This window comes from Citrobacter sp. H12-3-2, assembly GCF_009649895.1.
In the GTDB taxonomy this organism is placed as follows: Bacteria; Pseudomonadota; Gammaproteobacteria; order Enterobacterales; family Enterobacteriaceae; genus Citrobacter; species Citrobacter portucalensis.
Map to the genome: position 1 here is coordinate 4,653,807 of NZ_CP045837.1, position 25,714 is coordinate 4,679,520.

The window sequence follows — 25,714 nt, forward strand, 5'->3', positions numbered from 1 at the left end:
GCGAGCTTCTCTCTTGCTTCATCCGTCGTCTGACAAGCCATATCCTTACTTTTATTTGGAATGAGCTATGTCTGCCACTACTAAACCATCACGCCGCGAACAGCGCGCTCAAGCCCAACACTTTATCGATACCCTGGAAGGGACCGCCTTCCCTAACTCAAAACGCATTTATATTACCGGTTCGCAGCCGGATATCCGCATTCCGATGCGCGAAATTCAGCTCAGCCCAACGCTGACTGGCGGCACAAAAGACAACCCGCAGTTCGAAGAGAACGAAGCCGTTCCGGTATACGACACCTCCGGACCGTATGGCGATCCTGACGTGGCGATTAACGTCCAGCAGGGTCTGGCAAAGCTGCGCCAACCGTGGATTGCGGCGCGTAACGATAGCGAAGAATTAGACGACCGGAGTTCCGCTTATACCAAAGAACGTCTGGCCGACGATGGCCTGGACGAGCTGCGTTTCACCGGCCTGCTGACGCCAAAGCGCGCCAAAGCGGGTAAGCGAGTCACCCAACTGCACTACGCCCGCCAGGGAATAGTGACCCCGGAGATGGAGTTCATCGCCATCCGTGAAAACATGGGCCGCGAGCGCATTCACAGTGAAGTGCTGCGTCACCAGCATCTGGGGATGAACTTTGGTGCACGCCTGCCGGAAAACATCACGCCGGAATTCGTGCGTGATGAAGTGGCCGCGGGCCGAGCGATTATTCCTGCCAACATCAATCACCCGGAATCCGAGCCGATGATTATCGGTCGCAACTTCCTGGTGAAGGTTAACGCCAACATTGGTAACTCTGCCGTCACCTCCTCCATTGAAGAAGAGGTAGAGAAGCTGGTGTGGTCGACGCGCTGGGGCGCTGACACGGTGATGGATCTCTCCACCGGTCGCTATATCCACGAAACCCGCGAGTGGATCCTGCGTAACAGTCCGGTACCGATCGGTACTGTGCCGATCTACCAGGCGCTGGAGAAGGTCAACGGGATCGCCGAAGATCTCACCTGGGAAGCCTTCCGCGACACGCTGCTGGAGCAGGCCGAACAGGGCGTCGACTACTTCACCATTCACGCGGGCGTGCTGCTGCGCTACGTGCCGATGACTGCCAAACGCCTGACCGGCATTGTCTCACGCGGCGGTTCAATTATGGCGAAATGGTGCCTTTCTCATCACAAAGAGAACTTCCTGTACGAACATTTCCGCGAGATTTGCGAAATCTGCGCCGCCTACGATGTCTCTTTGTCGCTAGGTGACGGCCTGCGCCCGGGTTCAATTCAGGATGCGAACGACGAAGCGCAGTTCTCCGAGCTGCATACGCTGGGCGAGCTGACCAAAATCGCCTGGGAATACGACGTGCAGGTGATGATAGAAGGTCCAGGTCATGTGCCCATGCATATGATCCAGCGCAACATGACCGAAGAGCTGGAGCACTGCCATGAAGCACCGTTCTACACTTTAGGACCGTTGACCACCGATATCGCACCGGGCTACGACCACTTCACTTCCGGGATCGGTGCGGCGATGATCGGCTGGTTTGGCTGCGCGATGCTGTGCTACGTCACGCCAAAAGAGCACCTCGGCCTGCCGAACAAAGAAGATGTTAAACAAGGGTTGATTACCTACAAGATTGCCGCCCATGCAGCTGACTTAGCAAAAGGTCATCCGGGCGCGCAGATCCGCGATAACGCCATGTCGAAAGCGCGCTTCGAATTCCGCTGGGAAGACCAGTTTAACCTCGCGCTCGACCCATTCACCGCCCGTGCCTACCACGATGAAACCCTGCCACAGGAATCCGGTAAGGTCGCCCACTTCTGCTCCATGTGCGGGCCGAAGTTCTGCTCGATGAAAATCAGCCAGGAGGTTCGCGACTACGCTGCCGCACAAACGATTGAAGTCGGCATGGCGGATATGTCGGAGAACTTCCGCGCCAAAGGCGGCGAAATCTACCTCAAAAAAGAGGAGGCGTAATGTACCAGCCTGATTTCCCGACCGTGCCGTTTCGCCTCGGGCTTTACCCGGTGGTGGACAGCGTGCCATGGATTGAACGCTTGCTGCAGGCGGGCGTACGCACGATCCAACTGCGCATTAAAGATAAGCGTGATGAAGAGGTCGAAGCCGACGTTATGGCCGCCATTGAACTGGGGCGTTGCTATGACGCCCGTCTGTTTATCAACGACTACTGGCGTCTGGCAATTAAGCACCGCGCTTACGGCGTACATCTGGGCCAGGAAGACCTTGAAACCACCGACCTGAAGGCGATTCAGGCGGCGGGGCTGCGCCTGGGGGTCTCCACTCACGATGATATGGAGATCGACGTCGCGCTCGCCGCTAAGCCTTCTTATATCGCGCTGGGTCATGTTTTTCCCACGCAAACCAAACAGATGCCTTCCGCCCCGCAGGGACTCACGCAACTGGCAAACCATATTGAACGATTAGCGGATTACCCGACCGTCGCCATTGGCGGTATCAGCCTTGAGCGCGCCCCGGCGGTACTGGCGACCGGCGTCGGCAGCATTGCCGTGGTCAGCGCCATTACCCAGGCGGCTGACTGGCAGGTCGCCACGGCCCAACTACTGGATATCGCGGGAGTGGGCGATGAATGACCGCGACTTTATGCGTTACAGCCGACAGATCCTGCTCGGCGATATCGCCATTGAAGGCCAGCAAAAGCTACTCGATAGCCATGTGCTGATTGTCGGTTTAGGCGGGTTAGGTTCGCCTGCCGCGCTGTATCTGGCGGGAGCAGGCATCGGAAAACTGACGCTGGTAGACGATGACGACATTCATCTGAGCAACCTGCAGCGCCAGATCCTGTTTACCACTGATGATATCGCACGTTCAAAATCGCAGGTTGCCCAGCAGCGCCTGACGCGGCTCAACCCGGATATCGAGCTGGTGTCACTCCAGCAGCGACTGAAAGGCGATGCGCTTCGGCATGCTGTAGCGCGTGCCGATGTGGTGCTCGACTGTACCGATAACATGGCCACGCGCCAGGAAATTAACGCCGCCTGCGTAACGCTCAACACCCCGCTCGTCACCGCCAGCGCCGTCGGCTTTGGCGGCCAACTGATGGTGCTGACGCCCCCGTGGGAACAAGGATGTTACCGCTGCCTGTGGCCGGACGATGTAGAGCCCGAACGCAACTGCCGTACCGCCGGTATCGTCGGACCGGTTGTGGGCGTGATGGGCACCTTGCAGGCGTTAGAAGCGATTAAATTGCTCAGCGGTATTGAGACACCCAGCGGAGAGCTACGCCTGTTTGACGGTAAAACCAGCCAGTGGCGCAGCTTCGCACTACGACGCGCCAGCGGCTGCCCGGTATGCGGAGGGCAACATGCAGATTCAGTTCAATGATGAGCCGATGCAGTGCGCCGAAGGACAAACCGTCAGTGGGCTGCTCACTGCGCTTAATCAGCTTAAACCGGGCGCGGCGCTGGCGCTCAATCAGCAGATCCTCCCACGCGAGCAGTGGGAGCAGCAAATCGTGCAGGAAGGCGACCAGATCCTGCTTTTTCAGGTTATTGCAGGGGGTTGATATGTTACGTATTGCCGACAAAACGTTTGATTCGCATCTGTTCACCGGCACCGGAAAATTTGCTTCATCGCAGCTGATGGTCGAGGCGATTCGCGCCTCCGGCAGCCAACTGGTAACGCTGGCCATGAAGCGCGTGGATTTGCGTCAGCACAACGATGCCATTCTGGCGCCGCTGGTAGACGCTGGTGTGACGCTGTTGCCCAACACTTCGGGGGCAAAAACCGCTGAAGAGGCGATTTTTGCTGCCCAGTTGGCGCGTGAAGCGCTGGGCACAAACTGGCTGAAGTTAGAAATCCACCCGGACGCCCGCTGGCTGTTACCCGATCCAATCGAAACATTGAAAGCCGCAGAAGCACTGGTGAAAAAGGGCTTCGTGGTACTGCCTTACTGTGGCGCAGATCCGGTGCTGTGCAAACGGCTGGAAGAAGTAGGCTGTTCTGCAGTCATGCCGCTCGGCGCGCCCATCGGTTCTAATCAGGGGCTGGAAACCAAAGCGATGCTGGAGATTATTATCCAACAGGCGACCGTGCCGGTGGTGGTTGATGCAGGCATCGGCGTCCCCAGCCACGCCACGCAGGCGCTGGAAATGGGTGCCGACGCGGTGTTGGTCAATACGGCAATCGCGGTAGCCGACAGCCCGGTGATGATGGCAACCGCCTTCCGTCTGGCCGTTGAAGCTGGCTTGCTGGCACGCCAGGCGGTACCAGGAAGCAAAAGTTCGCAGGCAAGTCCCACCAGCCCGTTAACCGGATTCCTGGAGGCCTTCGCATGAAAACGTTCAGCGACCGCTGGCGACAGCTGGACTGGGACGACATCCGCCTGCGCATCAACGGTAAAACCGCCGCTGACGTAGAGCGCGCCCTCAACGCTTCGCATCTTAGTCGCGACGATCTGATGGCATTGCTCTCTCCTGCCGCCGCCGATTATCTGGAGCCGCTGGCGCAGCGGGCGCAGAAGCTCACCCGTCAGCGTTTTGGTAACACGGTGAGCTTTTACGTGCCGTTGTATCTCTCCAACCTTTGCGCCAACGACTGCACCTACTGCGGTTTTTCGATGAGCAACCGTATCAAACGCAAAACGCTGGACGAAGATGAGATAACACGGGAGTGTGCGGCTATCCGTGAGCTGGGTTTTGAGCATCTGCTGCTGGTCACCGGTGAACATCAGGCAAAAGTGGGGATGGATTACTTTCGTCGCCATTTGCCTGCCATTCGCCGCCAGTTCGCCTCTTTACAGATGGAGGTACAGCCGTTGTCAGAGGCTGAATATGCAGAGCTGAAGACGCTGGGGCTGGATGGCGTAATGGTGTATCAGGAGAGTTATCATGAGGCAACTTACGCTCGTCACCATTTAAAAGGGAAAAAGCAGGATTTCTTCTGGCGCCTGGAAACGCCGGACAGGCTGGGCCGCGCAGGGATCGACAAAATCGGTCTTGGCGCGTTGATTGGTTTGTCCGACAGCTGGCGGGTTGATTGCTATATGGTGGCTGAACATCTGCTATGGATGCAGCAGCATTACTGGCAGAGCCGTTACTCTATCTCCTTCCCTCGCCTGCGCCCATGCACCGGAGGCGTTGAGCCTGCATCGATCATGGATGAGCGACAGTTGGTCCAGACCATTTGCGCGTTTCGTTTACTGGCGCCAGAAATTGAGCTGTCGCTCTCCACCCGCGAATCGCCATGGTTTCGTGACCATGTGATCCCGTTGGCGATCAACAACGTCAGCGCCTTCTCAAAAACCCAGCCCGGTGGTTATGCCGATAACCACCCCGAACTGGAACAGTTCTCCCCGCACGACGATCGTCGCCCAGAAGCCGTTGCTGAAGCACTCATGGCCCAGGGTTTACAGCCCGTGTGGAAAGACTGGGACAGCTATCTGGGGCGCGCTTCACAGGTACCGTAGGTCAGGAGCAATCGCATAAACAAAAAAACCCGCTTTCGCGGGTTTTTTCTTCACTGGCACTTAACTGCTCGGGCTCTGGCCTTCATCGCTATCGTAAGCGCTCGTGAAATTATCGGCGATTACAGCGCGACAACGTTAACAGCAGACGGGCCTTTAGCGCCATTCTCCACGGAGAACTCCACCTTTTGACCTTCGTCTAACGTTTTAAAATCGTTACTCTGGATAGCGGAGAAATGCACAAACACATCCTTGCTACCGTCCTGAGGAGTGATAAAGCCGAAGCCTTTATCAGAGTTAAACCATTTTACTAAACCAGTCATTTTGTTAGACATAGATACTTCCTTTCATGTTTTTGAGCCGCTTATGCAGCGAAGATGGCCTGTTTTGCAGAAATTAACTTATGGGGCACTTAGGGAGGAGGCTCATGAAGAAGAGTATCTGAGGATAACGCTTGAACTGAGAACTGCTTTACTAAAACTGCTTGCATAAGGTCTGTGTTCCAAACCGATGCCGCTATAGTAGACCTACTTCTAATCATTAAGCAAGCATTAATTTTTTTAATACTCACTGAGTGATGCAATGTTGAACCATCGCGGCTAAGCATCCTGGATAACAGCTTGATCTACAATGAACAAAAGCCCCGACTATTGCAGTCAGGGCTTTACGTTACTACACACTTCAAATTTAACATTAATAAACTTAACGATTTAATACTGCTGATGGTACTACTTTAAAATGTACACGTTTACTACAGATAATATTGGATATTGATACTAACTGAAGCTTTCCTCTATTTACCGTTAAACACATTCCACCCGCTTGATAATAGAACTCAAGGCTGGTGACCTAAACAAGTACACTTCCCCTCGCGACATATACTCTTTGATGCGTTGCCTTATTTCCCTTGTGATAACCAGAAAAGCAGAAATCACAAACATTTACTATAAAATCATGGCGTTACATCGTCGCGTTTTACTGACTTTTTGCGATTAGATATATCAACTACGTGGCCTGAAAGCATTGTCGAAGTGAAAAAATAGCGTTTTCAGCATCGACTATCCCATACAAAAAATACTTCGTGGCCTTTATCGCAAACCCCAATCAAGCTCTACTAACACTTACTACGTTAACAGCAAACTACAATTTCTCCGCTGTTAAGTATTAACATACGGGTTTAAAAAACGCTGTCAATACTGTTTTTTATAACATGTATTTATTGACAGTAATTATATATTCCAGCATGTGATAAGCGAGTCAAAAAGCCGCTGGCCCTGGTCCAGATAGCAGGGTTCTGCCTCTTTTTGTAACCGGTTTCAGAAAAAGCGGCTTTCTTTGTGATGCCTTGCACACAATCGTTGCAAAGCAGTTGTTGCTATAGCTGGCTCGCGATAATTATCAACTCACACATGTTGATCGAGACTGCTTATGAAAAACATCGTTTTATGCTGTGCCGCCGGAATGTCCACCAGCATGCTGGTGCAAAGGATGAAAGATGCCGCCCAGAAAAAAGGCGTTGACGTCACTATCAAAGCCGTCCCGGTGGCCGAGTTTGAAGAGAATATCGCTACAGCGGATATCGTTTTGCTCGGTCCACAGGTTAAGTATGAACAGGCCAAGCTACAGGCGATCGCCGACCCACTAGGCAAAAAGGTCGCCGTTATCGACATGATGGATTACGGCATGATGAAAGGCGATGCGGTACTGGATAAGGCGCTGAAACTACTGGAGTGATGGTATGGAAGAGTTAGAAACGATCATCATGGAGTTATTGGTAAATGCTGGCGCTGCACGCAGCCAGGCCCTGACGGCATTGCAACTGGCGCGTAAAGGTGATTTCTCCGGTGCAGAACAAGCGATGACGGAATCACGCGAGTACGTCAAACAAGCGCATAAAATCCAGACCCAGCTGATCGGTATTGACGAGGGCACTGGCAAACTACCGGTTAATCTCATCACCGTCCATTCGCAGGACCACCTGATGAATGCCATGGTGATTCAGGATCTGGCCGGCGATATGATTGAGCTTTATCGGCGGTTACCGCCGGTAAATTAATGACACTGCCGGATGGCTTTGTAGACCTGATAAACGCCATCAGAAATAACATAGACATAAAAAAACCCGCCGAAGCGGGTTTTTTATTATGGTCGGCAACGATTAATCGTTGTCAGAACCGCCCAGGCCTGCGTTCAGCAGTTCTGCCAGGCTGGCAGACGCATCTTCAGCAGTTACCTGCGGTGCAGCTGGCAGTTCGCCCGCTGCGCGACGGCGCATACGATCCTGGTGGTACGCATAACCAGTACCTGCCGGGATCAGACGACCCACGATGACGTTCTCTTTCAGACCGCGCAGTTCATCACGTTTACCTGCAACAGCTGCTTCGGTCAGGACACGCGTGGTTTCCTGGAACGATGCTGCAGAGATGAAGGACTCGGTTGCCAGAGACGCTTTGGTGATACCCAGCAGATCGCGGGAGAACGTTGCACCCACTTTGCCGTTCGCTTCCAGCTCGCGGTTTGCGATCTTGACGCGGGAGTATTCAACCTGCTCGCCTTCCAGGAAGTCGGAGCTACCAGCGCTTTCGATGGTGGCTTTACGCAGCATCTGACGAACGATAACTTCGATGTGTTTATCGTTAATCTTAACACCCTGCAGACGGTATACGTCCTGAACTTCGTTAACGATGTAACGAGTTACAGCATGCACACCACGCAGACGCAGGATGTCGTGCGGCGCTTCCGGACCGTCGGAAACCACGTCACCACGTTCTACACGTTCACCTTCGAACACGTTGAGCTGACGCCATTTCGGAATCATCTCTTCGTACGGTTCGCTACCGTCTACCGGGGTGATAACCAGACGACGTTTACCTTTGGTTTCTTTACCGAAGGAAATGATGCCGCTGATTTCAGCCAGGATTGCCGGCTCTTTCGGACGACGTGCTTCGAACAGGTCCGCAACGCGCGGCAGACCACCGGTGATATCCTTGGTACCGCCGGATTCCTGCGGAACACGCGCCAGGGTGTCACCAGAGCTGATCTGTACGCCATCTTCCAGCTGAACAATCGCTTTACCCGGCAGGAAGTACTGAGCAGGCATATCGGTGCCTGGGATCAGAACGTCGTTGCCCTGAGCATCAACAATTTTCAGTGCCGGACGCAGGTCTTTACCACCCGCAGTACGCTCTGCAGAATCCAGAACCACCAGAGAAGACAGACCGGTCAGCTCGTCGGTCTGACGAGTAATGGTCTGGCCGTCGATCATGTCAGTGAAGCGGACAAAACCACTCACTTCGGTGATAACCGGCATGGTATGCGGATCCCAGTTTGCTACGGTTTCGCCGCCAGCAACCTGTTCGCCATCACCTTTCGCCATAACGGAGCCGTAAGGCACTTTATAGCTTTCTTTGGTACGGCCGAATTCGTCGATCAGTTTCAGTTCGGTGTTACGTGAGGTGATAACCAGTTTACCGCTGGAGTTCACAACCGACTTCGCGTTGCTCAGACGGATGCTACCTTTGTTTTTCACCTGGATGCTGGATTCAGCAGCCGCACGAGATGCCGCACCACCGATGTGGAACGTACGCATCGTCAGCTGTGTACCCGGCTCACCGATGGACTGTGCCGCGATAACGCCGATTGCTTCACCTTTGTTGATGATGTGGCCACGCGCCAGGTCACGACCGTAGCAGTGTGCACATACACCAAAGTCGGTGTCACAAGATACAACGGAACGGACTTTAACGGAGTCAACGGAGTTCTCTTCCAGCAGATCACACCACTGTTCGTGCAGCAGCGTGTTGCGTGGAACCAGAATATCCGCCGTACCCGGCTTCAGAACGTCTTCAGCAGTTACACGACCCAGAACGCGATCGCGCAGCGGCTCTTTAACGTCACCACCCTCGATAACCGGGGTCATGGTGATGCCTTCCAGAGTGCCGCAATCGTCTTCAGTAACAACCAGGTCCTGCGCGACGTCAACCAGACGACGAGTCAGATAACCGGAGTTCGCTGTTTTCAGTGCGGTATCCGCCAGACCTTTACGAGCACCGTGAGTAGAGATGAAGTACTGGAGTACGTTCAGACCTTCACGGAAGTTCGCGGTGATTGGCGTTTCGATGATGGAGCCATCTGGCTTCGCCATCAGACCACGCATACCGGCCAGCTGACGAATCTGTGCTGCAGAACCACGCGCACCGGAGTCGGCCATCATGTAGATGCTGTTGAAGGAAACCTGCTGCTCTTCTACGCCGTCACGGTTAATAACGGTTTCGGTTTGCAGGTTATCCATCATCGCTTTGGATACACGATCGTTCGCCGCAGCCCAGATATCGATAACTTTGTTATAGCGTTCGCCTGCGGTTACCAGACCAGACTGGAACTGCTCCTGGATCTCAGCAACTTCAGCTTCCGCTTCAGAGATGATCTCGTGTTTCTTCTCTGGGATGACCATGTCATCAATACCAACAGATGCACCTGAACGCGCTGCATATGCAAAGCCGGTGTACATTGTCTGGTCAGCGAAGATAACGGTCGGCTTCAGGCCCAGAATGCGGTAACAGGTGTTCAGCATTTTGGAGATAGCTTTCTTGCCCAGCGCCTGGTTGACGATGGAGAAAGGCAGACCTTTCGGTACGATCATCCACAGAATGGCACGGCCAACGGTCGTGTCTTTCAGGCTGGTTTTCGCAACGAATTCGCCGTTTTCATCTTTTTCATATTCGGTGATACGCACTTTAACGCGCGCATGCAGAGAGGCCAGACCTGCGCGATAGATACGCTCAGCTTCTTTCGGGCCAGTCAGCACCATGCCTTCGCCTTTGGCGTTAACACAGTCACGGGTCATGTAGTACAGACCCAATACAACGTCCTGAGACGGAACGATGATAGGTTCGCCGTTCGCCGGAGACAGGATGTTGTTGGTAGACATCATCAGCGCACGCGCTTCGAGCTGGGCTTCCAGCGTCAGCGGTACGTGAACAGCCATCTGGTCACCATCGAAGTCGGCGTTATATGCCGCACAAACCAGCGGGTGCAGCTGGATAGCTTTACCTTCGATCAGTACCGGTTCAAATGCCTGGATACCCAGACGGTGCAGTGTTGGTGCACGGTTCAGCAGTACCGGGTGTTCGCGGATAACTTCGTCCAGGATATCCCAAACGACAGCTTCTTCACGCTCAACCATTTTCTTAGCGGCTTTAATGGTGGTGGCCAGGCCACGCAGTTCCAGCTTGCCGTAGATGAACGGTTTGAACAGTTCCAGTGCCATTTTCTTCGGCAGACCGCACTGATGCAGACGCAGGTATGGACCTACGGTGATTACAGAACGACCGGAGTAGTCAACACGCTTACCGAGCAGGTTCTGACGGAAACGACCCTGCTTACCTTTGATCATGTCGGCCAAAGATTTCAGAGGACGTTTGTTAGAACCGGTGATCGCACGACCGCGACGACCGTTATCCAGCAGGGCGTCAACCGCTTCCTGCAGCATACGTTTTTCGTTGCGTACGATGATGTCCGGCGCAGCCAGATCCAGCAGACGCTTCAGACGGTTGTTACGGTTGATAACGCGACGATACAGATCGTTCAGATCCGACGTTGCGAAACGACCACCATCCAGCGGAACCAGCGGACGCAGATCTGGCGGCAGAACCGGCAGAACGGTCAGGATCATCCACTCTGGCTTGTTGCCAGACTGTACGAAGGCTTCCAGCAGTTTGATACGCTTGGTCAGCTTCTTACGCTTGGTTTCGGAGTTGGTTTCGTTCAGCTCTTCGCGCAGAGTTTCACACTCTTGCTCCAGATCCATGCTCTTCAGCAGGGCCTGAATAGCTTCCGCACCCATCTTCGCGTCGAATTCGTCACCGAACTCTTCCAGCGCGTCCAGATACTGCTCTTCAGTCAGGATCTGTTGACGTTCCAGGTTAGTCATACCGCCTTCGATAACTACATAAGATTCGAAGTACAGTACGCGCTCGATATCGCGCAGTGGCATATCAAGCAGCAGACCGATACGGGACGGCAGAGATTTCAGGAACCAGATGTGAGCAGTCGGAGACGCCAGCTCGATGTGGCCCATACGCTCACGGCGTACTTTAGTCTGGGTCACTTCAACGCCGCACTTCTCACAGATCACACCACGGTGTTTCAGGCGCTTGTACTTACCGCACAGGCACTCGTAGTCTTTTACCGGCCCAAAGATACGGGCGCAGAAAAGGCCGTCACGTTCAGGTTTGAACGTACGGTAGTTAATGGTTTCCGGCTTCTTAACTTCACCGAAAGACCATGAACGGATCATGTCTGGCGAGGCCAGAGCAATTTTGATCGCATCAAACTCTTCGGTTTTAGTCTGCGCTTTCAGAAACTTTAATAAATCTTTCACGGATTTGCTCCCGTCGGAGTTAGCACAATCTGGCGCTGGCTGTTACGCCAGCACCAGTGACCTGTTTGATCGAGAGTTACTCGTCTTCCAGCTCGATGTTGATACCCAGCGAACGAATCTCTTTCAACAGTACGTTGAAGGATTCCGGCATGCCTGGTTCCATCTGATGGTTGCCGTCCACGATGTTTTTATACATCTTAGTACGACCGTTCACGTCATCAGACTTAACGGTGAGCATTTCCTGCAGGGTGTATGCTGCGCCATATGCTTCCAGCGCCCACACTTCCATCTCCCCGAAGCGCTGACCACCGAACTGCGCCTTACCACCCAGCGGCTGCTGAGTAACCAGGCTGTAAGAACCGGTAGAACGCGCATGCATCTTGTCATCAACCAAGTGGTTCAGTTTCAGCATGTACATATAGCCAACGGTAACCTGGCGCTCGAACTGCTCACCGGTACGACCGTCGAACAGTGTGATCTGACCGGAAGTCGGCAGGCCACCCAGCTGTAACAGTTCCTTGATTTCAGACTCTTTCGCACCGTCGAATACCGGCGTTGCGATCGGCATACCTTTTTTCAGGTTTTCAGCCAGACGCAGAACTTCTTCATCGCTGAAGGTATTCAGGTCAACTTTCTGACGAACATCTGAGCCCAGATCGTAAGCACGCTGGATGAATTCGCGCAGTTTCGCGACTTCCTGCTGCTGTTTCAGCATGGCGTTGATCTTATCGCCGATACCTTTTGCAGCCATACCCAGGTGGGTTTCAAGGATCTGACCGATGTTCATACGCGATGGTACGCCCAGCGGGTTCAGTACGATATCTACCGGCGTACCGTTAGCATCGTGTGGCATATCTTCGATCGGGTTGATCTTAGAGATTACACCCTTGTTACCGTGACGACCTGCCATCTTATCACCAGGCTGGATCCGACGTTTAACCGCCAGATACACCTTAACAATCTTCAGCACGCCCGGTGCCAGATCGTCGCCCTGAGTGATTTTACGGCGTTTCGCTTCGAGTTTTTTCTCGAATTCGTGTTTCAGTTCGTCGTACTGCTCAGCCAGTTGTTCCAGCTGATTCTGTTTCTCTTCGTCGGTCAGGCCGAGTTCTAACCAGCGGTCACGCGGCAGTTTGTCGAGCTTCTCAGCTTCAACACCACCGGAAACCAGCACAGCGTAGATACGGCTGAACAGGCCAGCTTCGAGGATCTGCAGTTCTTCAGACAGGTCTTTTTTCGCCTGCTTCAGCTGCATCTCTTCGATTTCCAGCGCACGTTTGTCTTTTTCTACGCCATCGCGAGTAAAGACCTGAACGTCGATAATCGTACCGGAAACACCGTTTGGCACGCGCAGAGAAGAGTCTTTAACGTCAGACGCTTTCTCACCGAAGATCGCACGCAGCAGCTTCTCTTCTGGCGTCAGTTGGGTTTCACCTTTCGGCGTTACCTTACCAACCAGAATGTCGCCACCGGTCACTTCCGCACCGATATAAACGATACCGGATTCATCCAGTTTGGAGAGCGCAGCTTCACCCACGTTCGGGATATCAGCGGTGATCTCTTCTGGCCCCAGCTTGGTGTCACGGGACACACATGCCAGTTCCTGAATGTGGATGGTGGTGAAACGGTCTTCCTGGACAACACGCTCGGATACGAGGATGGAGTCTTCGAAGTTGTAACCATTCCATGGCATGAATGCCACGCGCATGTTCTGACCCAGCGCCAGTTCACCGAGGTCGGTGGACGGACCGTCTGCCAGCACATCACCACGTTCAACCGGCTCGCCCAGAGATACGCAAGGCATCTGGTTGATACAGGTGTTCTGGTTAGAACGGGTGTATTTGGTCAGGTTATAAATGTCGATACCTGCTTCGCCCGGGTACATCTCGTCTTCGTTAACTTTGATAACGATACGGGAAGCATCCACGTACTGAACAGTACCGCCACGTTTAGCAACTGCAGTAACACCGGAGTCAACGGCAACAGCACGTTCCATACCGGTACCAACCAGCGGCTTATCAGCGCGCAGAGTCGGAACCGCCTGACGTTGCATGTTCGCACCCATCAATGCACGGTTGGCGTCATCGTGTTCCAGGAACGGGATCAGGGACGCACCGACGGATACCACCTGCTGGGTGGATACGTCCATGTAGTCAACCTGGTCGCGGCTGAACAAGCTGGATTCGCCTTTGCTACGGCAGGTAACCAGATCTTCTACAAAGTGGCCTTCGTCATCCAGGTTGGAGTTCGCCTGAGCGATAACGTAGTTGCCTTCTTCGATAGCAGACAGGTAATGAATTTCGTCAGTTACAACACCGTCGGTCACTTTACGATACGGAGTCTCGAGGAAGCCGTATTCGTTAGTCTGTGCATACACGGACAGGGAGTTGATCAGACCGATGTTCGGACCTTCAGGCGTTTCGATTGGACATACGCGACCGTAGTGAGTCGGGTGTACGTCTCGAACTTCGAAGCCTGCGCGTTCACGGGTCAGACCGCCTGGGCCGAGTGCGGAGATACGACGTTTGTGCGTAATCTCAGACAGCGGGTTGTTCTGGTCCATAAACTGAGACAGCTGGCTGGAACCAAAGAACTCTTTCACTGCTGCAGAAATCGGCTTGGCGTTGATCATATCCTGAGGCATCAGGGTATCCAGATCGCCCAGAGACAGACGCTCTTTCACCGCACGCTCAACACGTACCAGGCCAACGCGGAACTGGTTTTCCGCCATTTCGCCTACGGAACGGATACGACGGTTGCCGAGGTGGTCGATATCATCGACTTCGCCTTTACCGTTACGGATATCGATGAGCTTCTTCATCACTTCGATGATGTCGTCTTTGCTCAGGATACCGGAACCTTCGATTTCGTCGCGCAGCAGAGAACGGTTGAACTTCATACGACCAACCGCAGACAGGTCATAGCGGTCTTCGGAGAAGAACAGGTTCTCGAACAGGCTTTCAGCAGCTTCACGAGTCGGCGGCTCACCAGGACGCATCATGCGGTAGATTTCTACCAGTGCGCTCAGACGATCGTTGGTTGGGTCAACACGTACAGTTTCAGAAATGTACGGACCGTGATCCAGATCGTTAGTGAACAGCGTTTCGATACGCTTGTGACCAGATTGGCTCAGCTTAGCCAGCAGATCCAGGCTCAGCTCCATGTTAGCTGCGCAGATCAGCTCGCCAGTAGATTCGTCAACGTAGTCTTTAGCCGCAACTTTACCAGCAATGTATTCAACCGGAACTTCGATATGTTTGATATCGTCTTTTTCCAGTTGGCGAATGTGGCGCGCAGTGATGCGACGGCCTTTTTCGACGTAGACTTTGCCGTTAGCTTCAATGTCAAAGGAAGCGGTTTCACCACGCAGGCGTTCCGGCACCAGTTCCATCTGCAGCTTGTTGTCGCGAATTTCGAAAACAACTTTTTCAAAGAACAGGTCAAGGATCTGCTCAGTGGTGTAGTTCAGTGCACGCAGAATAATGGTCGCAGGCAGTTTACGGCGACGGTCAATACGTACGAACAGGTTGTCCTTCGGATCGAATTCGAAGTCCAGCCAGGAACCACGGTAAGGGATGATGCGCGCGTTATACAGCACTTTACCCGAAGAGTGGGTTTTACCTTTGTCGGAGTCAAAGAAGACGCCAGGACTACGGTGCAGCTGAGAAACGATAACACGCTCAGTACCATTGATTACAAAGGTACCGTTGTCAGTCATGAGCGGAATTTCGCCCATGTAGACTTCTTGTTCTTTAATGTCTTTTACGGTGCCTTCCGGCGCTTCGCGCTCGTAGATCACCAGACGCAGTTTTACGCGCAGCGGTGCGGAATAGGTCACGCCACGGATCTGACATTCCTGAACGTCAAACACCGGTTCGCCAAGGCGGTAGCTGACGTATTGCAGCTCGGAATTACCGCTGTAGCTCTGAATCGGGAAAACGGAACGGAAAGCTGCTTCCAGACCATACTGCCCTTCAGGATCTTGCTCGATGAACTTCTGAAACGAGTCAAGCTGGATAGAAAGGAGATAAGGTATGTCCAACACTTGTGGACGTTTACCAAAATCCTTACGAATACGTTTTTTCTCGGTATAGGAGTAAACCATTAGGGTTCCTCAGCTCGCTGACAAGTCGACCCATCTGTCCGACGAAGGGACAGTTTGTGCAACACTATTTTGTTGACCGGAAAATCGAATACTTTCCGCAATGCCTGTTGCTATCACGCTTAAACCATTTCATTGCGATTTACACAGAACTGATGCTCTGTCGCAGTATATTAAGACGTCGATAGAAACAAGCATTGAAAGGCACAGCAGTAGTCAAACAGTGTGAAATGCTACTGGCGCCTTACAGCGCAAAAAGGCTGGTGACTAAAAAGTCACCAGCCATCAGCCTAATTTCTTAGGCTGCAACCAGAAAAGTTGGCTTATTTAACTTCAACTTCAGCGCCAGCTTCTTCCAGAGATTTTTTCAGTGCTTCTGCGTCGTCTTTGCTGATGCCTTCTTTCAGGGCAGCCGGAGCAGATTCTACCAGGTCTTTAGCTTCTTTCAGACCCAGGCCAGTTGCGCCACGTACTGCTTTGATTACAGCAACTTTGTTAGCGCCAGCAGCTTTCAGAATTACGTCGAATTCAGTTTTTTCTTCAGCAGCTTCAGCCGGGCCAGCAGCTACAGCTACAGCAGCAGCAGCGGAAACACCGAATTTTTCTTCCATTGCAGAGATCAGTTCTACAACGTCCATTACGGACATAGCGGATACTGCTTCAATGATTTGATCTTTAGTGATAGACATTTAAATTGTTCCTGAAAATCAGAATAAGTTTATACGTAAGCAGATGCTTGAGAAAGATAACTGCGATTAAGCAGCTTCTTTCGCATCGCGTACAGCAGCCAGAGTACGAACCAGTTTGCCAGCCGAAGCTTCTTTCATGGTTGCCATCAGGCGTGCAATTGCTTCTTCGTAGGTCGGCAGAGTTGCCAAGCGATCGATTTGCGATGCCGGGATCAATTCACCTTCAAAGGCTGCGGCTTTGACCTCAAATTTTGCATTCGCTTTCGCGAACTCTTTGAACAGACGAGCAGCAGCGCCCGGGTGTTCCATAGAGTATGCAATCAGGGTCGGACCAACAAACGTGTCTTTCAGGCACTCGAACTGAGTACCTTCAACGACGCGGCGCAGCAGGGTGTTACGAACAACACGCATGTATACGCCAGCTTCACGACCTGCTTTACGCAGTTCAGTCATTTTATCTACAGTTACGCCACGGGAATCCGCAACTACTGCAGACAGCGCGCCTTTGGCTACTTCGCTGACTTCAGCAACAATCGCTTGTTTGTCTTGAAGATTTAAAGCCATTAGCTTTGCTCCTGGATGTTTGCCGGAACTCATGTTCCGGAACTCACTTCACTCTCCCCAACTGAGAGAGCGTCTAAATACGGTGAGCAGAAACAAGCCAGAGTATCAGAAATAATCTTAGCGTTCTGTCACCGTCTACGCAGGGCATTAAGTTTCTTACGAAACACCTGCGGTCTTCGACGGAGGCCTGGATAGGCCAGGCTCCAACGAACAAATCTTGTCTATCTGTCGCTATTCAATCTGTGACGGCGTTGACTGCCTTCGTTCACACCAGTCACATAGTTAACTATGCTCCTGGCGATTCACTCAGTTGTCGCCTTGCCACAGCCTGAATATCTCGGATATACGTCTGCAATTAGCAGAAACGTGGGGGTAAGATTGTAGACAAAATCACCGCCCACGTAAAGGCGAATATTAGTTCGCCACAGTCGCAGTCAGACCGGACTGATCAACGGCAACACCAGCACCCATGGTGGTGGAGATGCTAACTTTCTTGATGTACACGCCTTTAGCCTGAGTCGGTTTCGCTTTTTTCAGCGCAACCAGCAGAGATTCCAGGTTTTCTTTCAGTTTGTCAGCGTCAAAATCCACTTTACCGATGGTGGTGTGGATGATGCCGTTTTTGTCGTTACGGTAACGAACCTGACCTGCTTTAGCGTTCTTAACTGCTTCAGCAACGTTAGGGGTTACAGTACCAACTTTCGGGTTTGGCATCAGGCCACGCGGGCCCAGAACCTGACCCAGCTGGCCAACAACGCGCATTGCATCCGGGGAAGCAATAACAACGTCAAAGTTCATTTCGCCTTTCTTGATCTGGTCAGCCAGATCTTCCATACCTACCAGCTCAGCGCCTGCAGCTTTAGCAGCTTCAGCGTTTGCGCCCTGGGCAAATACGGCTACGCGAACGGAACGGCCAGTACCGTGCGGCAGTACAGTTGCACCACGTACGTTCTGGTCAGATTTACGAGCGTCGATGCCGAGGTTAACGGCAACGTCTACGCTTTCTACGAATTTAGCAGTGGCCAGCTCTTTCAGCAGAGCAATAGCTTCGTTGATGTCGTACTGTTTAGTTGCATCAACTTTGTCACGGATCACGCGCATACGCTTGGTCAGTTTAGCCATTTCTTAGTCCTCCACTACCAGGCCCATGGAACGTGCAGTACCTTCAATGGAGCGAGTCATCGCTTCAATGTCGGAACCAGTCATGTCGGCAGCTTTGGTCTGCGCGATTTCCTGCAGCTGAGCGCGGGAAATTTTACCCACTTTGTCTTTGTTCGGCTTGCCGGAACCAGACTTGATACCAGCCGCTTTCTTCAGCAGAACTGCTGCCGGAGGCGTTTTGGTAACGAAAGTGAAAGAACGGTCAGCGTAAACGGTGATAACAACCGGGATCGGCAGACCTTTTTCCATGGAATCAGTTTTTGCGTTGAACGCTTTGCAGAATTCCATGATGTTCACGCCTTGTTGACCCAGTGCTGGACCTACCGGCGGACTCGGGTTAGCCATACCAGCTGCAACCTGCAGCTTGACGTAGGCCTGGACTTTCTTAGCCATTCTAAATTCCTCTAGTTGGGTTATAGCGCCTCAAGGAGGCTCCCCGTGATTAAATTCGTTTTACGGACAGGGCCCATAAAAACAAAAGGCGCGAAATTGTATTCCAATCTCGCGCCTTGTGCAACGATTAAATCGCCGCTTTTTTGATCGCTGTTTAGGCTTTTTCTACCTGGGCAAAGTCCAGTTCTACCGGGGTCGCACGACCGAAGATAGAAACAGAGACTTTCAGGCGGGACTTCTCGTAGTCCACTTCTTCAACCACGCCGTTAAAGTCAGCAAACGGACCGTCACTAACGCGAACCATTTCACCTGGCTCAAACATCGTTTTCGGACGCGGTTTATCGCCAACCTGCTGCAGACGGTTCATGATCGCATCAACTTCTTTGTCGCTGATCGGCGCCGGACGGTCAGATGTACCGCCGATAAAGCCCATCACACGCGGCACGCTGCGCACCAAGTGCCAGCTTGCGTCATTCATCACCATCTGGACCAGTACATAGCCCGGGAAGAATTTACGTTCGCTCTTGCGACGCTGGCCACCACGGATTTCGACCACTTCTTCGGTCGGCACCATGACTTCGCCAAACAGCTCTTCCATATTTTGTAACTTGATATATTCGCGCAGCGACGTGGCTACGCGGCCTTCAAAACCGGAAAACGCCTGAACGACGTACCAGCGCTTTTTAGGGGCTTCAGACATCTTAGAACCTCAGGCCAGTGATAAAGGATACCAGGCGAACCAGAATACCATCCAGTCCCCACAGGATCAGTGACATTACTGCGGTAACCGCAGCCACAATTAATGTGGTGTGCAATGTTTCCTGGCGAGTTGGCCAAATGACCTTACGGACTTCGGTTCTCGCTTCACGGGCAAAAGCAACGGTCGCTTTACCTTTTGTTGTCAACAGCGCGACACCACCCGCTGCGGCAATCAGAATCACTACGGCCAGCGCACGCAGCGGCAGCATCATGTCACGATAGAGGTAGTTGCCAACGATAGCTACAAGCAGCAATACAGCGACAACAACCCACTTCATCGCTTCCAGGCCGCGCCCGCTTCCTTGAGCTTCGGTATTCGCACTCATAAACCAACCTGTCAGAAGTATTCTACAAACATTTTCACCCCGCGTAAGCGAGGCGATCCAAACCGAAATGCTCTGGTGCGTTTCGGACTAAACGCCCTCTTCAGAGCCTGTCTCAGCAATGATTATGACAAAAAAAATCACTGATGAGCCAGGTTCTGGTGTGAAAGCGTGCAAAAAGGGCATCAAATGATGCCCTTTTATTGCGCATTGCGTCAAATGTTATTCGGCAATTAGCTCATTACTTTGGCAACAACGCCCGCACCAACAGTACGGCCGCCTTCACGGATTGCGAAACGCAGACCGTCGTCCATCGCGATTGGGTGGATCAGGGTAACAACCATTTTGATGTTGTCGCCCGGCATTACCATCTCTACGCCTTCCGGCAGTTCGATGGTACCAGTCACGTCAGTAGTACGGAAGTAGAACTGCGGACGGTAGCCTTTGAAGAACGGAGTATGACGGCCGCCTTCGTCTTTGGACAGAATGTACACTTCAGATTCGAACTTGGTGTGCGGCTTGATAGAGCCCGGCTTAGCCAGTACCTGACCACGTTCGATTTCTTCACGTTTGATACCACGCAGCAGAACACCAACGTTCTCACCAGCACGGCCTTCGTCCAGCAGTTTGCGGAACATTTCAACGCCAGTACAGGTAGACTTAGCAGTCTCTTTGATACCAACGATTTCAACTTCTTCACCAACTTTGATGATACCGCGTTCTACACGACCGGTAACAACGGTACCACGACCGGAGATGGAGAATACGTCTTCGATAGGCAGCAGGAACGGCTTGTCAATCGCACGCTCTGGTTCTGGGATGTAAGAATCCAGGAAGCCAGCCAGTTCGATGATTTTCGCTTCCCACTCTGCTTCGCCTTCCAGCGCTTTCAGAGCAGAACCACGAACGATCGGAGTGTCGTCGCCCGGGAAATCGTACTGAGACAGAAGTTCACGAACTTCCATTTCTACCAGTTCCAGCAGCTCTTCGTCATCAACCATGTCGCATTTGTTCAGGAACACGATGATGTACGGAACGCCTACCTGACGACCCAGCAGGATGTGCTCACGAGTCTGCGGCATCGGGCCGTCAGTCGCAGCAACAACCAGGATCGCGCCGTCCATCTGCGCAGCACCGGTGATCATGTTTTTAACATAGTCGGCGTGGCCCGGGCAGTCTACGTGCGCGTAGTGGCGAGTCGGGGTGTCATATTCAACGTGAGAAGTGTTGATGGTGATACCACGAGCTTTTTCTTCCGGCGCGTTATCGATCTGATCGAATGCGCGAGCAGCACCGCCGTAGGTTTTAGCCAGAACGGTAGTGATTGCAGCGGTCAGCGTTGTTTTACCATGGTCAACGTGGCCGATAGTACCGACGTTAACGTGCGGTTTAGTACGTTCAAATTTTTCTTTAGACATCGATTGTCCCTCTAAGACACGGATAAATCGGTGATATCACCACATCAACCAGGCAATATACCTGAGCTGTTGAATGCTTTTAAAAGTAAACAGAGAGAAACGGGAAGGAGAAGTGAAGTGGTGCTGATACCCAGAGTCGAACTGGGGACCTCACCCTTACCAAGGGTGCGCTCTACCAACTGAGCCATATCAGCACGTCTGGAGCGGGCAGCGGGAATCGAACCCGCATCATCAGCTTGGAAGGCTGAGGTAATAGCCATTATACGATGCCCGCATCCTGAAACTCGGCTACCCAGTTCTTTCTGCAACAAAAAAGAGATTTCTCTCTTTTCTGTTCGAGCTGATTAATTTTTTAATCAACTCAGGCGGCGATAACGCTGCCAGAAAGTGGTGGTGGGGGAAGGATTCGAACCTTCGAAGTCTGTGACGGCAGATTTACAGTCTGCTCCCTTTGGCCGCTCGGGAACCCCACCGGACTTGATGGTGCCGACTACCGGAATCGAACTGGTGACCTACTGATTACAAGTCAGTTGCTCTACCTACTGAGCTAAGTCGGCATCAAGTAGCGCGCATTTTATGGAGACATGCGCACTCATGCAACTAAAAAATTGCATAAAATGTTCTATCGCTCACATTTTGCACTATACGACCGATAAATAATCTATTTCCTCTTTGAATTGGACAAATTTCCAACGTCAGGTGCCTCCTCTGGGAGGAATTTTGCTCCGACAGGTACGCTTTGATAGAGAGAAAGCACATCTTTATACATCTGGAATACCCGTCACATTGCATTTCAGAGGATGATTTTTTCTTATTATTCCCCCCCATCTGGTGTTACCCTCCTGCCCATTGTCCAAATTAACTGAAATGTGCGTGCCATTGCGTACCGGGATGATTTCGTTTTTTACCGCAGACCTGATATAGCAATGACAGCCAGACCATGCGTATGAGTATAAAAGAGCAAGCGTTAACGTCGCCTTACCTACAGTTTGATCGCAACCAGTGGGCTGCGCTTCGTGATTCCGTGCCGATGACCCTGACCGAGGAAGAGATTGCTCGTCTTAAAGGCATTAACGAAGACTTATCGCTGGAAGAAGTTGCCGAGATTTATTTGCCTCTCTCGCGTTTGCTAAACTTTTACATCAGTTCGAACCTGCGACGTCAGGCCGTGCTGGAGCAATTTTTAGGCACGAATGGCGAGCGTATTCCTTATATTATTAGCATTGCTGGCAGCGTCGCCGTCGGTAAAAGTACGACTGCGCGTGTTTTGCAGGCTTTGCTCAGTCGCTGGCCCGAGCATCGCAAGGTTGAGTTGATTACTACCGATGGCTTTCTCCACCCTAACCAGGTATTGAAAGATCGTGGACTGATGAAGAAGAAAGGCTTCCCCCAGTCCTATGATATGCATCGCTTGGTTAAATTCGTTTCCGATCTGAAATCAGGCGTACCTAACGTCACGGCGCCGGTCTATTCCCATCTCATCTATGATGTGATCCCTGATGGCGACAAAACCGTTGCCCAGCCCGACATATTAATACTCGAAGGGCTAAATGTTTTACAGAGCGGGATGGACTATCCTCACGATCCGCATCATGTATTTGTTTCTGACTTTGTCGACTTTTCTATTTATGTTGATGCGCCAGAAGAATTACTCCAGACGTGGTATATCAACCGTTTCCTGAAATTCCGTGAAGGGGCGTTTACCAACCCGGACTCTTATTTTCATAACTATGCAAAATTATCAGAAGATGAGGCTATCAACACCGCCACATCGTTGTGGAAAGAGATCAACTGGCTGAATTTAAAGCAAAATATATTACCAACGCGTGAGCGAGCAAGCTTAATCATGACGAAAAGTGCCAATCATGCCGTTGAGCAAGTCAGGTTGAGAAAATAAATAAAAAAGGGGAGCAACAGCTCCCCTTCTTATTACTCAGCGCTTCTTAGCGATATTTCTCCACCCATCCAGGGTTTGATCTCGCCATTTTGCTCAAGCAATAATGCACCTTGCGCGTCTATTCCACGAGAGACGCCAAATATTTCTTTATCGCCAATAATAAGTTTGACCGGGCGGTCGATAAAGTTATCCAGTCTCTTCCAGCGAGACAGATACGGCGCTAAACCTTCGTGTTCAAAGAGCACTAACGCAGCACGCAACTCACGTATCAGTCGGGCAGCAAGGGTATTGCGATCAATGTTAATGCCCGCTTCCTGCAAGTTAATCCAGCCTTGATTCACCACATTTTCTTCAACCCGGCGCATGGACATATTAATACCCGCACCGATAACAATCTGCGCGGCATCCCCTGTCTTACCGGTCAGTTCAACCAGGATCCCTGCCAGCTTACGGTCGAGCAAATAGAGGTCGTTGGGCCATTTTACACGTACCTTCTCTGCGCCCAGATCGCGTAAAACCTCAGCCATGACGATACCAATAACCAGACTCAGGCCAATCGCGGCAGCCGGTCCTTGTTCCAACCGCCAGAACATTGACAGGTACAGGTTGGCACCAAACGGTGAAAACCATTTGCGACCACGGCGGCCGCGCCCGGCTTGCTGATATTCAGCGACACAGGCATCCCCTGACTCCAGTTGACCTATTCGGTCCATCAGGTACTGATTGGTTGAGTCGATAACCGGCAGGACTGTGATATTTCCACCATCCAGTTGAGAATGAATAAGTGAGGCATCTAATAGTTGGATAGGCTCCGGTAAGCTGTATCCTTTACCTGGAACAGTAAAGACATCAACCCCCCAGTCGCGTAACGTCTGGACATGCTTATTGATTGCGGCACGGCTCATTCCCAACTTTTCACCGAGCTGCTCACCGGAATGAAATTCGCCATCAGCGAGTAATGAAATAAGCGTCAGAGGGACGGTATTATCCTTCATGCAATGATCTCCACAGCATTCATTTCACCCTGCGGGCCAATAAATCGGACCTCTGGTTCGAGCCAGACATTAAATTTCTCACCGACTTTTTGACGTACATGATGTGCAAGTTGCACCACATCCTGACTCGTCGCATTGTCTGCATTGATCAGCACCAGTGCCTGCTGTTGATGTACCGCTGCGCCACCAATGCGCATGCCTTTTAGCTGACACTGATCGATAAGCCAGCCTGCTGCCAGTTTCACAGAACCATCAGCCTGCGGGTAATGAGGTGCTGTTGGGAATTTTGCCAGGAGCTCCTGCGCAATCTCTGCGATGACAACCGGGTTTTTAAAGAAGCTTCCTGCATTACCGTTTACTTTCGGATCGGGCAATTTTGTCGTGCGCATATGGCAGACAGAATCAAAAACCTGCTGAGGCGTCACCGTTGTAGGATCCAGGCGCGTCAGATCGCCATAGGTCAGTACCGGATGCCACTGTTTAGACAAGCGTAAACCAACAGCAATAATTGCGAAGCGATCCTGGTATTCATGTTTGAAGATGCTGTCACGATAACCAAAACGACATTCTGCTGCACCAACGCGCAGATGTTTGCCAGTCGACAGCTCAACGCAGTCTACGTATTCGCAGACGCGCTGTAGCTCTACGCCATAGGCACCAATATTCTGGATTGGCGATGAACCCACGCAGCCTGGGATAAGCGCCAGATTTTCCAGCCCAGGCATGCCAAGCTGCAACGTATGCTGGACCAGATGATGCCAGTTTTCACCCGCACCTACGTGCAAATGCCACGCATCCGGTTGTTCTGTAATCTCAATACCCTTAATACGATTGACGATCACCGTACCCTGGAAGGTATCAAGAAACAGGACGTTACTCCCTTCGCCCAGGATCAGTACAGGATGATGCGATGCATTGGCTGATTGCCAGGCATTCAGTAATTGTTGTTCATTTTCGGCGCAGACAAGTTCATTCGTTTGCTGATCGATACCGAAGGTGTTCCAGGCTTTAAGGGAGTGATTCATAGACGCTTTCCTGATGCAAAATCGCGCCTAGTTTACCGCATATACCGCAGGATGGCTTGTGTTATGGAGGCTCAGGATATTGCTTTGCTCCCGATGGCACTGCGATGTGCCTGATGCGCTGCGCTTATCAGGCCTACAAAATACGTTCAGCCCGGCCTCTGTAGGCCGGATAAGGCGGCACGCCGCATCCGGCGGTTTTTGCCCCGCACAGACGCAAAAAAGCCCATCCGTCAGGATGGGCTTCTTCACTAAATTAATGCCTGGCAGTTTATGGCGGGCGTCCTGCCCGCCACCCTCCGGGCCGTTGCTGCGCAACGTTCAAATCCGCTCCCGGCGGATTTGTCCTCCTCAGGAGAGCGCTCACCGACAGACAACAGATAAAACAAAAGGCCCAGTCTTTCGACTGAGCCTTTCGCTTTTATTTGATGCCTGGCAGTTCCCTACTCTCGCATGGGGAGACCCCACACTACCATCGGCGCTACGGCGTTTCACTTCTGAGTTCGGCATGGGGTCAGGTGGGACCACCGCGCTACAGCCGCCAGGCAAATTCTGTTTATCAACACGCTTTTGCATG

General features: G+C 52.1%; 21 protein-coding genes, 4 tRNA genes, 1 rRNA gene and 1 pseudogene. 10 read left to right on the top strand and 17 right to left on the bottom strand.

The features are described from left to right. Positions 1-67 precede the first annotated feature (67 nt). Genes thiC through thiH form a run of 6 tightly spaced genes read left to right on the top strand, consistent with a single transcriptional unit; the run spans position 68 to position 5,435 of the window. Positions 68-1,966 (top strand): phosphomethylpyrimidine synthase ThiC, encoded by a 1,899-nt coding sequence (gene thiC / locus GHC22_RS22110; protein ID WP_153753909.1) that lies wholly within the window; start codon positions 68-70, stop codon positions 1,964-1,966. Further along, positions 1,966-2,601, top strand: coding sequence for a thiamine phosphate synthase (thiE, locus tag GHC22_RS22115; protein ID WP_149608323.1), 636 nt, complete (start codon positions 1,966-1,968; stop codon positions 2,599-2,601). The genes thiC and thiE overlap by 1 nt, the downstream gene beginning before the upstream one ends. Beyond that, entirely contained in the window at positions 2,594-3,352 is a 759-nt protein-coding gene (locus GHC22_RS22120; protein WP_003826902.1) for a HesA/MoeB/ThiF family protein, read from the top strand. Before thiE ends, GHC22_RS22120 begins: the two co-directional genes overlap by 8 nt. Next, the gene (gene thiS, locus GHC22_RS22125; RefSeq protein ID WP_016155307.1) at positions 3,333-3,533 is read left to right on the top strand and encodes a sulfur carrier protein ThiS; all 201 of its coding nucleotides are present in this window, start codon (positions 3,333-3,335) and stop codon (positions 3,531-3,533) included. Before GHC22_RS22120 ends, thiS begins: the two co-directional genes overlap by 20 nt. A gap of 1 nt (position 3,534) precedes the next feature. Beyond that, positions 3,535-4,305 (top strand): thiazole synthase, encoded by a 771-nt coding sequence (gene thiG / locus GHC22_RS22130; RefSeq protein WP_032941566.1) that lies wholly within the window; start codon positions 3,535-3,537, stop codon positions 4,303-4,305. After that, positions 4,302-5,435, top strand: a complete 1,134-nt coding sequence (thiH, locus tag GHC22_RS22135) for a 2-iminoacetate synthase ThiH (RefSeq protein WP_148362590.1) — start codon at positions 4,302-4,304, stop codon at positions 5,433-5,435. Before thiG ends, thiH begins: the two co-directional genes overlap by 4 nt. Before the next feature lie 119 nt (positions 5,436-5,554). On the opposite strand, the gene cspG is transcribed toward thiH, so the two are convergent. Next, entirely contained in the window at positions 5,555-5,767 is a 213-nt protein-coding gene (gene cspG / locus GHC22_RS22140) for a cold shock protein CspG (protein WP_003033098.1), read from the bottom strand. A 1,093-nt stretch (positions 5,768-6,860) separates the two neighbouring features. On the opposite strand from cspG, the gene GHC22_RS22145 reads away from it, so the two are divergent. Together GHC22_RS22145 and GHC22_RS22150 are read left to right on the top strand one after the other, a co-directional pair. Continuing rightward, the gene (locus GHC22_RS22145; protein WP_003033102.1) at positions 6,861-7,166 is read left to right on the top strand and encodes a PTS sugar transporter subunit IIB; all 306 of its coding nucleotides are present in this window, start codon (positions 6,861-6,863) and stop codon (positions 7,164-7,166) included. A gap of 4 nt (positions 7,167-7,170) precedes the next feature. Further along, positions 7,171-7,488, top strand: coding sequence for a PTS lactose/cellobiose transporter subunit IIA (locus GHC22_RS22150; protein WP_003033104.1), 318 nt, complete (start codon positions 7,171-7,173; stop codon positions 7,486-7,488). 102 nt (positions 7,489-7,590) lie between these two features. Here the strand turns inward: GHC22_RS22150 and rpoC are convergent, their stop codons facing one another. The 13 genes from rpoC to GHC22_RS22215 all read right to left on the bottom strand — a co-directional run bounded on the left by rpoC (position 7,591) and on the right by GHC22_RS22215 (position 21,780). Further along, entirely contained in the window at positions 7,591-11,814 is a 4,224-nt protein-coding gene (gene rpoC / locus GHC22_RS22155) for a DNA-directed RNA polymerase subunit beta' (RefSeq protein ID WP_003826919.1), read from the bottom strand. Positions 11,815-11,890: 76 nt separating this feature from the next. Then, the gene (rpoB, locus tag GHC22_RS22160) at positions 11,891-15,919 is read right to left on the bottom strand and encodes a DNA-directed RNA polymerase subunit beta (protein WP_003033111.1); all 4,029 of its coding nucleotides are present in this window, start codon (positions 15,917-15,919) and stop codon (positions 11,891-11,893) included. 320 nt (positions 15,920-16,239) lie between these two features. Then, complete coding sequence (gene rplL / locus GHC22_RS22165; protein WP_003033114.1) at positions 16,240-16,605, bottom strand: 50S ribosomal protein L7/L12; 366 nt, start codon at positions 16,603-16,605, stop codon at positions 16,240-16,242. A 66-nt stretch (positions 16,606-16,671) separates the two neighbouring features. Further along, positions 16,672-17,169, bottom strand: a complete 498-nt coding sequence (gene rplJ, locus GHC22_RS22170; RefSeq protein WP_001207203.1) for a 50S ribosomal protein L10 — start codon at positions 17,167-17,169, stop codon at positions 16,672-16,674. Positions 17,170-17,583: 414 nt separating this feature from the next. Beyond that, positions 17,584-18,291: a 50S ribosomal protein L1 gene (gene rplA / locus GHC22_RS22175; RefSeq protein WP_003033119.1), complete on the bottom strand. Its 708-nt coding sequence runs from the start codon at positions 18,289-18,291 to the stop codon at positions 17,584-17,586. A gap of 3 nt (positions 18,292-18,294) precedes the next feature. Then, a complete protein-coding gene (rplK, locus tag GHC22_RS22180) occupies positions 18,295-18,723 on the bottom strand; it encodes a 50S ribosomal protein L11 (protein WP_003033122.1) in 429 nt (142 codons plus the stop codon). 154 nt (positions 18,724-18,877) lie between these two features. Further along, positions 18,878-19,423 carry a transcription termination/antitermination protein NusG gene (gene nusG / locus GHC22_RS22185; protein WP_003033125.1) on the bottom strand — a complete coding sequence of 182 codons (546 nt, stop codon included), beginning with the start codon at positions 19,421-19,423 and terminating at the stop codon, positions 18,878-18,880. Position 19,424: 1 nt separating this feature from the next. Beyond that, entirely contained in the window at positions 19,425-19,808 is a 384-nt protein-coding gene (gene secE, locus GHC22_RS22190) for a preprotein translocase subunit SecE (protein WP_003033128.1), read from the bottom strand. 230 nt (positions 19,809-20,038) lie between these two features. Beyond that, positions 20,039-21,223: an elongation factor Tu gene (tuf, locus tag GHC22_RS22195; protein WP_003031109.1), complete on the bottom strand. Its 1,185-nt coding sequence runs from the start codon at positions 21,221-21,223 to the stop codon at positions 20,039-20,041. Positions 21,224-21,341: 118 nt separating this feature from the next. Beyond that, positions 21,342-21,417, bottom strand: a tRNA-Thr gene (locus GHC22_RS22200). A 5-nt stretch (positions 21,418-21,422) separates the two neighbouring features. Continuing rightward, a tRNA-Gly gene (locus tag GHC22_RS22205) sits at positions 21,423-21,497 on the bottom strand. A gap of 114 nt (positions 21,498-21,611) precedes the next feature. Then, a tRNA-Tyr gene (locus tag GHC22_RS22210) sits at positions 21,612-21,696 on the bottom strand. A gap of 8 nt (positions 21,697-21,704) precedes the next feature. Further along, positions 21,705-21,780, bottom strand: a tRNA-Thr gene (locus tag GHC22_RS22215). Positions 21,781-21,799: 19 nt separating this feature from the next. On the opposite strand from GHC22_RS22215, the pseudogene GHC22_RS24745 reads away from it, so the two are divergent. Next, positions 21,800-21,880, top strand: a pseudogene (locus GHC22_RS24745) (hypothetical protein); the annotation flags it as partial. A gap of 289 nt (positions 21,881-22,169) precedes the next feature. After that, on the top strand, positions 22,170-23,120 hold the full coding sequence (coaA, locus tag GHC22_RS22220) for a type I pantothenate kinase (RefSeq protein ID WP_003031107.1): 951 nt from the start codon (positions 22,170-22,172) through the stop codon (positions 23,118-23,120). Positions 23,121-23,152: 32 nt separating this feature from the next. Here the strand turns inward: coaA and birA are convergent, their stop codons facing one another. The 3 genes from birA to rrf all read right to left on the bottom strand — a co-directional run bounded on the left by birA (position 23,153) and on the right by rrf (position 25,683). Beyond that, a complete protein-coding gene (birA, locus tag GHC22_RS22225) occupies positions 23,153-24,115 on the bottom strand; it encodes a bifunctional biotin--[acetyl-CoA-carboxylase] ligase/biotin operon repressor BirA (RefSeq protein ID WP_128612557.1) in 963 nt (320 codons plus the stop codon). Continuing rightward, the gene (gene murB, locus GHC22_RS22230) at positions 24,112-25,140 is read right to left on the bottom strand and encodes a UDP-N-acetylmuramate dehydrogenase (protein ID WP_111466267.1); all 1,029 of its coding nucleotides are present in this window, start codon (positions 25,138-25,140) and stop codon (positions 24,112-24,114) included. Before murB ends, birA begins: the two co-directional genes overlap by 4 nt. Positions 25,141-25,567: 427 nt before the next feature. Beyond that, positions 25,568-25,683, bottom strand: a 5S ribosomal RNA gene (rrf, locus tag GHC22_RS22235). Between the last annotated feature and the right edge of the window lie 31 nt (positions 25,684-25,714).

What these genes read in the sequence shown, in the direction of transcription:
- thiC (WP_153753909.1), top strand. Translation starts at nt 68, where the DNA reads ATGTCTGCCACTACTAAACCATCACGCCGCGAACAGCGCGCTCAAGCC.
- thiE (WP_149608323.1), top strand. Translation starts at nt 1,966, where the DNA reads ATGTACCAGCCTGATTTCCCGACCGTGCCGTTTCGCCTCGGGCTTTAC.
- GHC22_RS22120 (WP_003826902.1), top strand. Translation starts at nt 2,594, where the DNA reads ATGAATGACCGCGACTTTATGCGTTACAGCCGACAGATCCTGCTCGGC.
- thiS (WP_016155307.1), top strand. Translation starts at nt 3,333, where the DNA reads ATGCAGATTCAGTTCAATGATGAGCCGATGCAGTGCGCCGAAGGACAA.
- thiG (WP_032941566.1), top strand. Translation starts at nt 3,535, where the DNA reads ATGTTACGTATTGCCGACAAAACGTTTGATTCGCATCTGTTCACCGGC.
- thiH (WP_148362590.1), top strand. Translation starts at nt 4,302, where the DNA reads ATGAAAACGTTCAGCGACCGCTGGCGACAGCTGGACTGGGACGACATC.
- cspG (WP_003033098.1), bottom strand. Translation starts at nt 5,767, where the DNA reads ATGTCTAACAAAATGACTGGTTTAGTAAAATGGTTTAACTCTGATAAA.
- GHC22_RS22145 (WP_003033102.1), top strand. Translation starts at nt 6,861, where the DNA reads ATGAAAAACATCGTTTTATGCTGTGCCGCCGGAATGTCCACCAGCATG.
- GHC22_RS22150 (WP_003033104.1), top strand. Translation starts at nt 7,171, where the DNA reads ATGGAAGAGTTAGAAACGATCATCATGGAGTTATTGGTAAATGCTGGC.
- rpoB (WP_003033111.1), bottom strand. Translation starts at nt 15,919, where the DNA reads ATGGTTTACTCCTATACCGAGAAAAAACGTATTCGTAAGGATTTTGGT.
- rplL (WP_003033114.1), bottom strand. Translation starts at nt 16,605, where the DNA reads ATGTCTATCACTAAAGATCAAATCATTGAAGCAGTATCCGCTATGTCC.
- rplJ (WP_001207203.1), bottom strand. Translation starts at nt 17,169, where the DNA reads ATGGCTTTAAATCTTCAAGACAAACAAGCGATTGTTGCTGAAGTCAGC.
- rplA (WP_003033119.1), bottom strand. Translation starts at nt 18,291, where the DNA reads ATGGCTAAACTGACCAAGCGTATGCGCGTGATCCGTGACAAAGTTGAT.
- rplK (WP_003033122.1), bottom strand. Translation starts at nt 18,723, where the DNA reads ATGGCTAAGAAAGTCCAGGCCTACGTCAAGCTGCAGGTTGCAGCTGGT.
- nusG (WP_003033125.1), bottom strand. Translation starts at nt 19,423, where the DNA reads ATGTCTGAAGCCCCTAAAAAGCGCTGGTACGTCGTTCAGGCGTTTTCC.
- secE (WP_003033128.1), bottom strand. Translation starts at nt 19,808, where the DNA reads ATGAGTGCGAATACCGAAGCTCAAGGAAGCGGGCGCGGCCTGGAAGCG.
- tuf (WP_003031109.1), bottom strand. Translation starts at nt 21,223, where the DNA reads ATGTCTAAAGAAAAATTTGAACGTACTAAACCGCACGTTAACGTCGGT.
- coaA (WP_003031107.1), top strand. Translation starts at nt 22,170, where the DNA reads ATGAGTATAAAAGAGCAAGCGTTAACGTCGCCTTACCTACAGTTTGAT.
- birA (WP_128612557.1), bottom strand. Translation starts at nt 24,115, where the DNA reads ATGAAGGATAATACCGTCCCTCTGACGCTTATTTCATTACTCGCTGAT.
- murB (WP_111466267.1), bottom strand. Translation starts at nt 25,140, where the DNA reads ATGAATCACTCCCTTAAAGCCTGGAACACCTTCGGTATCGATCAGCAA.